Origin of the sequence: Limosilactobacillus sp. (genome assembly GCF_040772465.1) — a bacterium.
GTDB lineage: Bacteria > Bacillota > Bacilli > Lactobacillales > Lactobacillaceae > Limosilactobacillus.
In genome coordinates, this window is record NZ_JAXGYB010000007.1 from 21,134 (window position 1) to 35,604 (window position 14,471).

The following is a 14,471-nucleotide window of genomic DNA, read 5'->3' on the forward strand; positions in this document are numbered from 1 at the left end:
TTAGTCCTCCTTGATGTGTGTCTTCTTTTGTACAGAACTATTTGCAAAGTAGTCGTGGATCAGGTGACCCAGGCCGCCCCAGAAGTGGCCGTTGACAGCATCTAGCATGTCATCAACCATCTTCAGACTGACCTGCCCTTCCGTCATCTTGGCCATTGCCCGGAACGGCATGTTGTATAGGAACAGGATGTTGAGGTCCGGCTTACCGGCCTGTTCACTCTTCTCCAAGCGTCCCTTTAAAATGTTGCCGATCCGCCGGCCAAGCCAGCCACGGGCAAAGCGTAATTCAGATAAGGTATTGTTGCGCTGCAATGCCTGGCCCTTTTGGAAGTCGTTGCTTGGCAATTCGGTGCCGTACAGGGCCGCAAAGGTTTGGTCAGTCACTTGGTCCAGCTGGCACTTGTAATAAGGATCCAACTGGTCATTGTGAGCCGTCTCAACAGTTCCCTGCCGATCGATGCTGCCAGTGAGTTTGATGTCAGCCACGCTAGCACCGACCATGATCTGATAAGTGCCGCCTTCAACCTGCCATGCGTTGGCCTTAACGTCCCAGAAGCGGAAAGTCTTGTCATCAAAGGCAATCTTGACGTGCTTACTTTCACCTGGCTCCAGCGCAACCTTAGCAAAGCCTTTCAGTTCGCGGGCCGGCCGAATGAGATTCGTATCCTGCTTGCCAACGTACATTTCGGCAATTTCTTCACCAGCGACCTTCCCGGTGTTGGTCAGGTCAAATTCAACGCCCTGGTCCGTAACTTTCAGGTTAGCGTAATCAAAAGTCGTGTAGGACAGGCCGTAACCAAATGGGAAGCGAACCGGTACCTGCGCGGTCTGGTAGTAGCGGTAACCGACGAACAATCCTTCCTTATAGTAGGAATTGCGCTGCGGTTGCGGGTAAGCATCCCCAAACGGCACGTCCGCATACTTCATCGGATAGGTTTCGGCCAATTTCCCGGACGGGTTAACCTTGCCGGTCAGAACATCGAGCATCGCACCGGCGCCGGCTTCCCCGCCAAGGTAACCGTCGACGATGGCAGTAGCGGAATCGAGCCACGGCATGGTGACACTGGAACCCGCCGACAGGCAAACGACAACCGGCTTACCCAACTTGCCCAGTTCTTCGATCAAGGAAACCTGGTTAGCTGGCATGTCCAAAGTCGGCCGGTCGAGCCCTTCCGATTCGGCAATTTCGTCGAGGCCCCCGAAGAAGAGGACGACGTCCGCCTGGCTGGCCAGCTTTTTGGCTTCATCCACCAGATCCGGATCGGCGTCGCTATTCCGCTTGTAGCCACGAGCGTAGCCGATTGAATTCAGGCCGCTGTCCGGCAGCTGATCGAGGATCGATTCGAGTTTCTTCGTATTAACCAGTGATGAACCGGCACCCTGGTAACGTGGGGTCTTGGCGAAGTCACCGATGATAGCAACCTTTTCCTTGCCGTCCAGCGGCAGAACATCATCATCGTTCTTCAGCAAAACAATTGTTTTCGTAGCTGCCTGGCGGGCAACGGCGTGCTGGTGGTCCCAGTCGATTGTCGGTTTGTCATCCGGCTTCATAGCGGTCGATGACTTGATGGCGGAGATCAGTTCGTCGACCCGGGCGTCCAAGTCCTTTTCATCGAGGCGGCCATCCTTGACGGCCTTCACTAATTCCAACGGACCGTTGACTCCTTGGCCCGGCATGGCCAAATCGGAGCCGTGCTGAATACCATTCACGTGGTCGTTGTCGCCACCCCAGTCGGTGACAACGTAACCTTTAAAGCCCCATTCCTTGCGCAGAATATCCTGCAACAAGTGGGCGTTTTCGTTGGCATAGGTACCGTTGATCTGGTTGTAAGACGTCATGATGGCGCCCGGCTTGCCTTCACGAACGGCAATCTCGAAGTTCGTTGTGTACAATTCGCGGAAAGTCCGTTCGTCGACGACGGAGTTAGAAGCCATCCGCCGCAGTTCCTGGTTGTTGGCCGCGAAGTGCTTGGGGCAAGCCTTCGTACCATTTTCCTGGATGCCACGGACCATGCCGGCGCCCATCTTGCCGGCGAGATAAGGATCTTCACTGACGTATTCGAAGTTCCGACCACAACGAGGATTGCGTTTGATGTTCAGACCAGGTCCGAGGACCACCTGAACCTGGTGAGCTTTGGCTTCGTTACCGATCGCTTCGCCGACCATCTGGGTGACTTTCGGATCCCAGCTGTTAGCTAAGCCGGCCGGTGACGGGAAACAGGTAGCAGGTACACTGCCGTTTAGACCCAAGTGGTCGCCGGCCCCTTCTTGTTTTCGCAAGCCCAGTGGACCGTCTGACATAAAGATGGCTGGTAATTTTCCTTTAATTCCAAAGGTTTGCCATTCGTTGGCTCCCGACATCAGCGCCGCTTTTTGTTCGAGCGTTAACTGATCGATCAGTTGTTGATTTTTTAGCATCAGTCTAAGCCTCATTTCTATTAGATAAATCTTCTTCATTGAACATGATTTATCTTAGTTCAAATGAAAACGCTTTATTATAAAATTCGCACAGTTGGTCGTTCTATTGCCATAACCTGTTATCGCCGTGCTACAATTACAATAAGTAAGCAAGGAGGGCTGATACCATGCGGATTGCCATCGTCGAAGATGACGCCAAAGCGCGTGCCAAACTCAATCAGTACATTCAAAGATATGCCAAGGAGCACCAGCTTGGGATCGAAGTGCTCACTTTTAATGACGGGGTCCAGATCACCAGCAACTACCCGGCCAACCTCGACGTCATCTACTTTGACGTGCAGATGCCCGTGATGGACGGGATGACGGCCGCCAAGAAGGTCCGCCAGCACGATAAAAAAGTGCAGATCGTCTTTTTAACTAACTACGTGCAGTACGCTATCGATGGCTACGAAGTTCAGGCGGCTGATTTTCTGTTGAAGCCGATCACCTACTTCAGCTTTTCCACCCACTTTGCTAAGCTGAGCGCGCGTCTGCAAAATAATGAAGACCAATACATCACCGTCAGTCACGGCGACGAGATGCACCGGGTGGCCTTAAAAGACCTTTACTATATTGAGAGTTCTGGTCATTACCTGAAATTCCACCTTCACGACAAGGAATACAGCATGATCGGCAGCCTCAAAAACATGGAAAAGGAACTCCAGGACAAGAATTTCTTCCGTTGCAACTATGGCTACTTGGTCAACCTGGCCCTTGTCACCAGCGTTAACAACAACGACGTCCACGTCGGTCCCTTTGACCTGCCGATCAGCCGGTCGCGGAAAAAGGACTTCCTCCAGCACCTGACGAATTACCTGGGAACGGAGGAACTATAATGGCTTTTTCCAACACAATTTGGCCTAACATTCCGCGTCTACTCACCGCCATTGCCGAGTGGCTGGCCTGCATCCAGGTCGTCCTGATGTTTACCCACCATCGTTTGCGCTGGCCCAACGCTTTGATTCTCGTTGCCTGCCTCCTGGGACAAGTCTTTTTGCAGATCTGGTGTGGCACCTGGCCGATCGCTTTTTGGATTTTAGGAATCATCATCAATATTGCCTGGATGCTGCTAACGATTCTCGCTAACGCTCCGGATGCCGGATGGCGTCGCCTTTTCTACGGCCTCTGTCGGGCTTTTGTCCTGGCCGAAACCTTTGCCTCCGTCACCTGGCAGGCTTTGTGCATGACTTTACTACCTCTGCGTGTCGGCAACGGAATCATCTTTTTCTGGTCACTCGTCGATCTCTTAATCTTATTTGCCTTTTTCTTTTTTACCCAACGCAAATTCACAATTGAAAATATTTCGGTGCGGGAAGACGCCGTCGCGGCCCTGACGGCCATGATAGTTTTTGCCATCTCCAACGTCGGTTTCATCAGCAGCAACGTTCAGACCTTCTTTGGCGGATCCGCCGTCATCTTTACCATCCGCTCTTTCGTCGACATCTGTGGGGTACTGATGCTGACACTGGAAGACCGGCAGCGGATGGTCAACAACCTGCGCAACGACCTGACGACGATGAACCAGATGATGGAATCCCAGTACCAGCAATACCAGGAATATAAACAAAGTAGCGAGCTGGTCAACCAGCACTTCCACGACCTCAAACACCAGCTGACCGTCCTCGCCATGGAAGACGACAGTAAGAAGCGCCAACAGTACCTCGACGAAATTTCGGAGGACATCCACATGTACAACGTCGGCGTCAAAACCGGCAACAAGATCGCCGACTTCATTCTGACGCGGAAGAACGCCTACTTCAAGCAACATCACATCATCTTCACCTGCATTGCTAACGGGGCCCTGCTCAACATGATCAACACGATGGACCTCTGCAGCCTCCTCGGTAATTCACTCGACAATGCCACCGAGAGCGTGGAAAAGATCAAGGATCCCGAAAAACGAATGATCAACCTGCGGATCGTCAATAAGGGCAACTTCATCATCTACCAAGTGGAAAACTACACCCTTGCTAACCAGGACTTTACCGATCTGCCAAAAACGACTAAGCGTGACAAATCGCGCCACGGTTACGGCCTGAAGAGCATCCGCCGCATCGCCCACAAGTACAACGGGACGATGACGGTGGGCATCAAGGACCACTGGTTCAGATTGACGGTTATGTTCAACCGACCCGCCGAAGCAAAGGCCACATCTAACAGAGAGGAAGAGACCCATGATTGATTATTACCTTCTAGAAGAACTGGTCACTTTTGCCGATACCAAGACTCTGGCCAAGACGGCGGAAAAGCTGATGGTGACCCAACCGACAATCACCCGCGGAATGCAAAAACTAGAAGATGAACTGGGTGTCCAACTCTTCCACCGCCAACCCAACCGCATTGAGTTAACTAAGACGGGCCAGGAAGCTGTCCGGGGCGCCCGCAAACTCCTCGCTGACAACCAGCAATTCGTCACCAACCTGCGCAATTACGATAACAGTCACCAACAGATTAACATCGCCACCGTGGCGCCGGGACCAATCTTCGTGGCGCGGCAAGTGCAACTAGCGGATACGCCGGTCAAAATCGAAAGCAAATTCGTGCACCAGCAAGACATTCCCAGCTTGCTAACCAACCACAAGTTTTCCTTGATTTTCACCAACCAGGAAATCCAGACCGATGATATCGAATCCATCTTCATCGGCCAGGAACGGCTGTCCGTCAACCTCGACCAGTTCATGTACCTGGCCAACCAACAGTCGGTCACCTTTAAAGAGCTCGAGGGTCTGAGTTTCGTCGTCCTCGAAGACATCGGGCCGTGGAAAGACGTGATTCAAGAGCACATTCCCAACGCCAAGTTCCTTTACCAGGCGCAGCGGGACGCCCTCGCCGAAATCACCCGCTACTCTAACTTCCCATATTTCAACACCAACATTACGTCGCTCAACCCGCCGGAAAATGCCCAGCTAGAAGACAACGACCGCGTAACCATCCCGATCACCGATCCTGCCGCGACGATGACCTTTTACGCGGCTTACCTGAAGAGCGACCGCAAACGGCTACAGCCAGTGATTAAGCAGTTAGCGAAGAAATGGCCGAAGATATAACAAAACCGCATGGCTCAGCAGAACGCTGACAACCATGCGGTATTTTTGTGTTCAGTTTATTCAAAGCCATACAATTTTTCAGCCATCCGGTAAGTGCCGACCGTCATCTTCCGGCCAACCTTGCCCGGTAGATTGACCGCCACACCAAAGGAACTGTGACGGAAGTGGTGGTAAAGTTTGCGGTCCAGATCCTTGATCTCGTGCCAGAGGTCTTTTTTAGCCTGTAAACTCGACTTAGTATTCTGTTCGATCAGCAGCACCGAAGTAATGGTCGTGATGATCTGCAGATACTTACTGAGGTAGGCCTTCAGGCGTTTATCCAGTTCTGGGTGCTGGACGAAGAAATGCAACATGATCCGGTTAACCTTCAGTTGCTGGTCAGCCCGTGAAATCATCACGCTATCGTTAACCGATTGATCGTCGCGCCCCAAGAAGTAGTGATACAAGTTGATGTTCAGGTAGTACATCTTGCGAACGTAGATCATCGGCGTGAAAACGTAGATATTGTCCACGTAGAAAGTATGCTTCGGCAACTGCAACTTCGCTTCATCGCGCACCATCGCGGTCCGGTAAATGACCGAGTGCATCAAGAGATACTTGCCAAACGGGAAGCGGACATCTTCCCAACCGAAGACCCGATCAGTTGGCAATTGGGGATATGACATCACTTTTTTGTGACTAGAACCTTGCTTGTCAAAGACAAAGTTGGCAATCACCATGTCCATCAGGTTGCCTTGGTCAACGGTCTTGGATAAGAAAGACATCATCTGATCGAGGGCTGCTGCATCCAGCCAGTCATCACTATCGACAACTTTGAGGTAAACACCGGTGGCATTAGCAAGGCCGGTATTGATAGCCTGGCCATGGCCCCCATTGGGTTGGTGGATAGCCTTCACCCGGTTCGGGTATTTGCTTTGGTATTGATCAACGAGCTGGGGAGTAGTGTCAGTCGAGCCATCGTCCACTAGCAAAAGCTCGACATTGTGGTTACCTGCTAACAATGATTGAACACAGCGATCCAAATAATCTGCTGAGTTATAGCATGGCACAATAATGCTGAGGATTGGTTGATCCAAAACGATTTCTCTCCTTTTTAATTCAGAAAACACATCTTACTTATTATATCGGTCCATCAAGCAAATTGCATCCCCCTAGCTCAACTTGTCGATGTGCATTCACAAGTTGTGGAAGCGCTACCTTCCATATAAAAGACGGACACTACGGATATCCTGTTTGGTAATTCCTGTCCGTACATTCCGTGGCACCATCACACTATGTTGATATTCCTGAGCATGACCAAGCCCCAGGGCGTGACCGAGCTCATGCTGGGCCACTTCACTGCGGTAATGCAAGCTCGTTCCTGCCAAGGTGCCTGAGTCGAGAATCGACGTTGCACGTAACATGGCGTGGCTTTGCGGATCATAAGAAGTCTCCGTCGTACCCAACTGTGAAGTTTGGTAGCCTACTGTTTGATCATTGGCCGTGTCAGTCAGATCGCCATCGGATGCAATGACCTGCGCCTTTGAACGATGCTTTGTCCAGACAAAGTGAATGATACCCGGATGATTCCATTTTTTCACGGCGTCACGAAAACCGGCCCGTATCTGTGGGTTGTCAGTTTCCATGTAAATATGAATGCGCCTGCTCTTCCAGCGGTAGCCTTCGAGAGGGACCGGTGACGTTGTTGGGATTGTTAACGGCTTTTTCGGTTCGTTGCGTTCCTCATTGCCTGTCACTGGCTGGTCAGTCTGGCTGCCTGAATTAAAGTAGGGCTGGCTATTACTGGTAAGATCGTCAGCATGGGCCGGAATCGTGGTGATCGCTAGTAAGCAACTAATGGCCAGGCTCACCCAGATAGCCTTTTGGATTCGCATGACAGGCACCTCCTTCTCTCTTATTCCAACTACTAATTGTAGCGAAATTTATTCAGATGCCAATTAAAAAGCACCCCACATGAGGTGCTTTCTGTGCTTTCAATTAAGAAGTTAGCGTATGCCAAAAAATAATGATTATCAGTGAGATTTACGGCTGAACATCGATGTCCAGTTCAATCGGCAAGTGGTCCCGCCGGGCGCCGGTATCGATCATCTTGGAATCCTGAATCTTGTCGGCGAGGTCGTTGCTGACGAGCCAGTAGTCGATCCGCCAGCCAGAGTTGTTCTTCTTGCTGGTCAGTACCCGTTGGGCAAACCACGAATAGACACCCTTCTTGTCTGGGTACAAATGGCGGAAACTGTCTGTAAAGCCAGCATCTAACAGTTTTGTGAAGTGCTCCCGCTCCTCATCAGTAAAACCAGCTGAGTGATGATTATTAGATGGGTGTGCCAGGTCGATTTCTTCGTGAGCGCAATTGAAGTCACCGCTAGCCATCACCGGTTTCTGTTGAGCCAAACCAGCCAAGTACTCACGGTATTTGTCATCCCACACCTGACGATCGTCCAGCCGCTTCAGGCCATTGCCAGAGTTAGGTGTGTAAACTTCCGTCACGAAGAAGTGCGGAAATTCAAGCGTGATGATCCGCCCTTCCTGGTCCATCGTCGATGGGGCGCCAATTTCAGGATAAGTGACCTTTGGCTTCAATCCTTCACGATAGAGATACATCGTACCGGCGTATGACTTGCGGGCCGGTTCAACGGAACTGCGCCAAACGTATTGGTATCCCGGGAACAACTCAGCTAATGCCTCTTGGTGCTTTTTCAACGGGTCCTTACGCAGCTTGGTTTCCTGAAAAGCGATTAGGTCGGGTTCCAAGGCGTTGATCAATTTAAAGATCGTGCGGGTTTCCTTGGCCCGCGTGGACGTCCCCGTGAGCCCAGCGTTGAGCGAATCGATGTTCCAGCTAATTAACTTCAAACTCTTTCACTCCTTGATAAGATGATACGTTTTTATTATAGCGTAGTAAAAGCAATAAATGCAGATTCCAAAACCAAAAAAGCAGCTCATGCCCTTTCAGACATGAACTGCTCTTTTAGTCTTCTCTCAACTCAATTGAGATTTTGCTACTTAGTCATCTTCGTGATTCTTCTTTTTGCCAAGACCCAAGCCGAGGATTGCACCCAGAGCGGTTAATGCAAGGAACTTGCCACCGTTTTGGTTAGCATTCCCGGTTTGTGGAAGCTTGGTATTAGTTGCAGTTTCACTAGCAGCTGAAGGATGGTTAGCAACCGCATTACCATTACCACCATTCAGAGCTTCAGTTGAAACAGATGCAGCTGGTTGACGGTTAGTAATAACTTCCGTAGCAGTGCTGCCAGATGGAACATTACCACCATTACCATTGTTACCGTTGTTACCATTATTACCGTTGTTATTAGTTGATCCGTTATCGTTATTAGCTGCACCAGAACCATTATCAATGTTCATGCTTTCTGAGTTATTGGATGACTCACTAGCACTGCTTGGAACATTGGTGCTGGTTGAGGTTGAGTGTGAACCTGAGTTATTAGATTCAGAGTTCGTCTGAGAACCAGACTGGCTGCTTGGCAAGTTGGAACCAGAGTTAGATGCACTAGTTGATTCGGAAGCACTTACGGAATTGCTCTCACTAGCTGATACTGAATTAGATTCGGAAGCACTTACCGAGTTGCTTTCAGATGCGGATACCGAGTTAGATTCGCTAGCACTTACCGAGTTGCTCTCACTAGCGGATACTGAGTTAGATTCGCTGGCGCTTACTGAATTGCTCTCAGATGCGGACACTGAGTTAGATTCGCTAGCACTGACTGAGTTGCTCTCGCTGGCGCTTACTGAATTGCTTTCAGATGCTGATACTGAGTTGGATTCGGAAGCAGATACTGAATTGCTCTCAGATGCTGATACCGAGTTGGATTCGCTAGCACTGACTGAGTTGCTCTCGCTTGCGGATACTGAGTTGGATTCAGATGCGCTGACTGAGTTGCTCTCAGATGCAGATACCGAGTTGGATTCAGATGCACTTACCGAGTTGCTCTCAGATACGGATACTGAATTAGATTCGGAAGCACTTACCGAATTGCTTTCAGAAGCGGATACTGAGTTAGATTCAGATGCACTTACTGAATTGCTCTCAGAAGCAGATACCGAGTTAGATTCAGATGCACTTACCGAGTTGCTCTCGCTGGCGCTTACTGAATTACTCTCGCTAGCGGATACTGAGTTAGATTCGGAAGCACTGACTGAATTACTCTCGCTTGCGGATACCGAGTTGGATTCAGAAGCGCTGACTGAATTGCTTTCAGATGCGCTCACTGAGTTAGATTCGGAAGCACTTACCGAGTTGCTTTCACTAGCTGATACTGAGTTAGATTCAGATGCGCTCACTGAGTTGCTTTCGCTAGCGGATACTGAGTTAGATTCGGAAGCACTGACTGAATTACTCTCACTAGCTGATACCGAGTTAGATTCAGAAGCACTTACTGAGTTGCTCTCAGATGCGGATACCGAGTTGGATTCAGATGCACTTACCGAGTTGCTTTCGCTAGCTGATACCGAGTTAGATTCGGAAGCAGATACTGAATTGCTCTCGCTTGCGCTTACTGAGTTAGATTCGCTAGCACTTACGGAGTTGCTCTCGCTGGCGCTTACTGAATTGCTTTCACTTGCGGATACTGAGTTAGATTCAGATGCACTAACTGAGTTGCTTTCGCTTGCGGATACTGAATTAGATTCAGATGCACTTACTGAGTTGCTCTCAGATGCTGATACTGAGTTGGATTCGCTAGCACTTACCGAGTTGCTCTCACTAGCTGATACTGAGTTAGATTCGGAAGCAGATACTGAATTGCTTTCACTAGCTGATACTGAGTTAGATTCAGATGCGCTTACCGAGTTGCTTTCGCTTGCGGATACTGAATTGGATTCAGATGCGCTTACTGAGTTGCTTTCACTAGCTGATACTGAATTGGATTCAGATGCACTGACTGAGTTGCTCTCAGATGCTGATACTGAGTTAGATTCGGAAGCACTTACCGAGTTGCTTTCACTAGCTGATACTGAGTTAGATTCAGATGCGCTCACTGAGTTGCTCTCAGAAGCAGATACCGAGTTGGATTCGGATGCACTTACTGAGTTGCTCTCGCTTGCGGATACCGAGTTGGATTCGCTAGCACTTACGGAGTTGCTTTCGCTAGCTGATACTGAGTTAGATTCGGAAGCACTTACCGAGTTGCTTTCGCTGGCGGATACCGAGTTGGATTCACTAGCACTTACTGAATTGCTCTCGCTGGCAGATACTGAGTTGGATTCACTAGCACTGACTGAGTTGCTCTCGCTTGCGGATACTGAGTTGGATTCAGATGCACTTACTGAATTGCTTTCACTAGCTGATACTGAGTTAGATTCAGAAGCACTGACTGAGTTGCTCTCGCTTGCGGATACTGAGTTGGATTCAGATGCACTTACTGAATTGCTTTCACTAGCTGATACTGAGTTAGATTCACTAGCACTTACTGAATTGCTCTCAGATGCTGATACTGAGTTGGATTCAGATGCGCTTACTGAATTGCTTTCAGAAGCGGATACCGAGTTGCTTTCGCTTGCGGATACTGAGTTGGATTCGCTAGCACTTACTGAGTTGCTCTCAGATGCTGATACTGAGTTGGATTCAGATGCGCTGACTGAGTTGCTTTCGCTAGCTGATACTGAGTTAGATTCAGATGCGCTCACTGAGTTGCTTTCGCTAGCTGATACTGAGTTAGATTCACTAGCACTTACTGAATTGCTCTCAGATGCTGATACTGAGTTGGATTCAGATGCGCTTACTGAATTGCTTTCAGATGCTGATACTGAGTTAGATTCAGATGCGCTCACTGAGTTGCTTTCGCTTGCGGATACCGAGTTGGATTCGGATGCACTGACTGAGTTGCTTTCGCTAGCTGATACTGAGTTAGATTCACTAGCACTTACTGAATTGCTCTCAGATGCTGATACTGAGTTGGATTCGCTAGCTGATACCGAGTTAGATTCAGATGCACTTACAGATTCAGATGCATTGCTTACTGAATTACTCTCACTAGCTGATACCGAGTTGGATTCAGAAGCACTTACTGAATTGCTCTCGCTGGCAGATACTGAGTTGGATTCACTAGCACTGACTGAGTTGCTCTCGCTTGCGGATACTGAGTTGGATTCAGATGCACTCACTGAGTTGCTCTCTGATGCTGAATTAGATTCGGAAGCACTGACTGAGTTGCTCTCGCTGGCAGAAACCGAGTTAGATTCGTTAGCACTTACTGAGTTGCTCTCACTAGCTGATACTGAGTTAGATTCGCTAGCACTTACTGAATTGCTCTCTGATGCTGATACTGAGTTGGATTCACTAGCACTTACGGAATTGCTCTCGCTGGCGCTGACTGAGTTGCTTTCGCTTGCGGATACTGAGTTAGATTCGGAAGCAGATACTGAATTGCTCTCAGATGCTGATACTGAGTTGGATTCAGATGCGCTGACTGAGTTGCTTTCGCTAGCTGATACCGAGTTAGATTCGGATGCGCTCACTGAGTTGCTCTCACTTGCGGATACCGAGTTGGATTCGGAAGCAGATACTGAATTGCTTTCGCTTGCGGATACTGAGTTGGATTCAGATGCACTGACTGAATTGCTCTCAGATGCTGATACTGAGTTGGATTCAGATGCGCTGACTGAGTTGCTCTCGCTGGCAGAAACCGAGTTAGATTCGCTAGCACTTACTGAGTTGCTTTCACTAGCTGATACGGAGTTAGATTCGCTAGCACTTACTGAATTGCTCTCAGATGCTGATACTGAGTTAGATTCGCTAGCTGATACCGAGTTAGATTCAGATGCACTTACAGATTCAGATGCATTGCTTACTGAATTACTCTCACTAGCTGATACGGAGTTGGATTCAGATGCACTTACTGAATTGCTCTCGCTGGCAGATACTGAGTTGGATTCACTAGCACTGACTGAGTTGCTCTCGCTTGCGGATACTGAGTTGGATTCAGAAGCACTGACTGAGTTACTCTCTGATGCTGATACTGAATTAGATTCGGAAGCACTGACTGAGTTGCTCTCGCTTGCGGATACGGAATTGGATTCACTAGCACTTACTGAATTGCTCTCACTAGCGGATACCGAGTTAGATTCACTAGCACTTACCGAGTTGCTTTCACTAGCTGATACGGAGTTGGATTCACTAGCACTGACTGAGTTGCTTTCGCTAGCACTTACTGAATTGCTTTCAGATGCTGATACTGAGTTAGATTCGGAAGCAGATACTGAATTGCTCTCAGATGCTGATACTGAGTTAGATTCAGAAGCACTTACTGAGTTGCTTTCGCTTGCGGATACTGAGTTAGATTCAGATGCACTTACAGATTCAGATGCATTGCTTACTGAGTTGCTCTCAGATGCGGATACCGAGTTGGATTCAGATGCACTTACTGAGTTGCTCTCACTAGCTGATACGGAGTTGGATTCAGATGCACTTACCGAGTTGCTCTCAGATGCGGATACCGAGTTGGATTCAGATGCACTGACTGAATTGCTCTCGCTGGCGGATACCGAGTTGGATTCGCTAGCACTTACAGAATTGCTTTCAGAAGTAGATACCGAGTTGGATTCAGATGCGCTCACTGAGTTGCTTTCAGATGCAGATACCGAATTAGATTCACTAGCACTTACTGAATTGCTCTCGCTGGCGGATACGGAGTTGGATTCGGATGCGCTGACTGAGTTGCTTTCGCTAGCTGATACTGAGTTGGATTCAGATGCACTGACTGAGTTGCTTTCGCTTGCTGATACGGAGTTAGATTCGGAAGCACTGACTGAGTTGCTCTCGCTGGCGGATACGGAATTGGATTCAGATGCACTTACCGAGTTGCTCTCAGATGCGGATACCGAGTTGGATTCAGATGCGCTTACGGAGTTGCTCTCGCTGGCGGATACTGAGTTGCTTTCAGATGCGCTCACTGAGTTGCTTTCAGATGCTGATACCGAGTTGGATTCGGAAGCAGATACTGAATTGCTCTCAGATGCTGATACTGAATTAGATTCGGAAGCACTTACTGAATTGCTTTCGCTAGCTGATACTGAGTTGGATTCAGATGCACTTACTGAATTGCTTTCACTAGCTGATACTGAGTTGGATTCAGATGCACTTACTGAATTGCTTTCACTAGCTGATACGGAGTTAGATTCGGAAGCAGATACTGAATTGCTCTCAGATGCTGATACGGAGTTAGATTCAGAAGCACTTACTGAGTTGCTTTCGCTTGCTGATACGGAGTTGGATTCACTAGCACTTACGGAATTGCTCTCGCTTGCGGATACTGAGTTGGATTCAGATGCGCTCACTGAGTTGCTTTCAGATGCAGATACTGAGTTGGATTCGGAAGCACTTACTGAATTGCTTTCGCTAGCTGATACTGAGTTAGATTCAGATGCGCTCACTGAGTTGCTTTCGCTAGCTGATACTGAGTTGGATTCGGAAGCACTTACTGAATTGCTTTCAGATGCAGATACTGAGTTGGATTCACTTGCGCTGACTGAGTTGCTCTCAGATGCAGATACTGAATTAGATTCAGATGCGCTCACTGAGTTGCTTTCGCTAGATGATACTGAGTTGGATTCAGAAGTAGATACTGAATTGCTCTCTGATGTAGATACTGAGTTAGACTCACTAACACTTAACGAATTGCTTTCAGATGTAGAAGTTGAATTAGATTCAGAAATTGAAACGGAACCTGACTGACTTGCACTAACAGAGCCTGATTGACTTGCACTTACTGATCCAGATTGGCTATTGCTTACTGAAACAGAGGTACTATTAGAAGTCGAAACTGAAGTAGATTCAGAAACAACTGTACTACCTTGGTAAATAACCGTGCTAGTGCTGTTAGTATCAACAGCATTTAATTGACTGCTTGCAGTAGAACTTGCAATGCTGAAACTGAGTGAAGCACTATTTGCTTCACTTTCATTAGCAAAGCTCGTTGAGTTGGATGCTAATGAAACAGAACCAGTCGTAAC

At 48.6% G+C, this 14,471-nt stretch carries 9 protein-coding genes; 4 read left to right on the forward strand and 5 right to left on the reverse strand.

Annotated features, from left to right (window positions below):
- Window positions 1–2,418, reverse strand: coding sequence for a glycoside hydrolase family 3 C-terminal domain-containing protein (locus AB3114_RS07310; protein ID WP_367342601.1), 2,418 nt, complete (start codon window positions 2,416–2,418; stop codon window positions 1–3).
- A gap of 167 nt (window positions 2,419–2,585) precedes the next feature.
- Between AB3114_RS07310 and AB3114_RS07315 the strand changes: the two genes are divergently transcribed.
- The 3 genes from AB3114_RS07315 to AB3114_RS07325 are packed head-to-tail and all read left to right on the forward strand — an operon-like array spanning window position 2,586 to window position 5,504.
- Entirely contained in the window at window positions 2,586–3,293 is a 708-nt protein-coding gene (locus tag AB3114_RS07315) for a LytR/AlgR family response regulator transcription factor (RefSeq protein ID WP_367342602.1), read from the forward strand.
- Window positions 3,293–4,639, forward strand: a complete 1,347-nt coding sequence (locus AB3114_RS07320; protein ID WP_367342603.1) for an ATP-binding protein — start codon at window positions 3,293–3,295, stop codon at window positions 4,637–4,639. Before AB3114_RS07315 ends, AB3114_RS07320 begins: the two co-directional genes overlap by 1 nt.
- Window positions 4,632–5,504 (forward strand): LysR family transcriptional regulator, encoded by an 873-nt coding sequence (locus tag AB3114_RS07325; RefSeq protein ID WP_367342604.1) that lies wholly within the window; start codon window positions 4,632–4,634, stop codon window positions 5,502–5,504. The genes AB3114_RS07320 and AB3114_RS07325 overlap by 8 nt, the downstream gene beginning before the upstream one ends.
- Before the next feature lie 56 nt (window positions 5,505–5,560).
- Here the strand turns inward: AB3114_RS07325 and AB3114_RS07330 are convergent, their stop codons facing one another.
- The 4 genes from AB3114_RS07330 to AB3114_RS07345 all read right to left on the reverse strand — a co-directional run bounded on the left by AB3114_RS07330 (window position 5,561) and on the right by AB3114_RS07345 (window position 8,867).
- Entirely contained in the window at window positions 5,561–6,580 is a 1,020-nt protein-coding gene (locus AB3114_RS07330) for a glycosyltransferase family 2 protein (protein WP_367342605.1), read from the reverse strand.
- Between the two features lie 117 nt (window positions 6,581–6,697).
- Entirely contained in the window at window positions 6,698–7,378 is a 681-nt protein-coding gene (locus tag AB3114_RS07335) for a matrixin family metalloprotease (RefSeq protein ID WP_367342606.1), read from the reverse strand.
- 148 nt (window positions 7,379–7,526) lie between these two features.
- Window positions 7,527–8,357, reverse strand: coding sequence for an exodeoxyribonuclease III (locus AB3114_RS07340; RefSeq protein ID WP_367342607.1), 831 nt, complete (start codon window positions 8,355–8,357; stop codon window positions 7,527–7,529).
- Between the two features lie 150 nt (window positions 8,358–8,507).
- Window positions 8,508–8,867, reverse strand: a complete 360-nt coding sequence (locus AB3114_RS07345) for an LPXTG cell wall anchor domain-containing protein (protein ID WP_367342608.1) — start codon at window positions 8,865–8,867, stop codon at window positions 8,508–8,510.
- Window positions 8,868–8,991: 124 nt separating this feature from the next.
- Between AB3114_RS07345 and AB3114_RS07350 the strand changes: the two genes are divergently transcribed.
- A complete protein-coding gene (locus AB3114_RS07350) occupies window positions 8,992–14,193 on the forward strand; it encodes a hypothetical protein (protein ID WP_367342609.1) in 5,202 nt (1,733 codons plus the stop codon).
- Window positions 14,194–14,471: the final 278 nt, after the last annotated feature.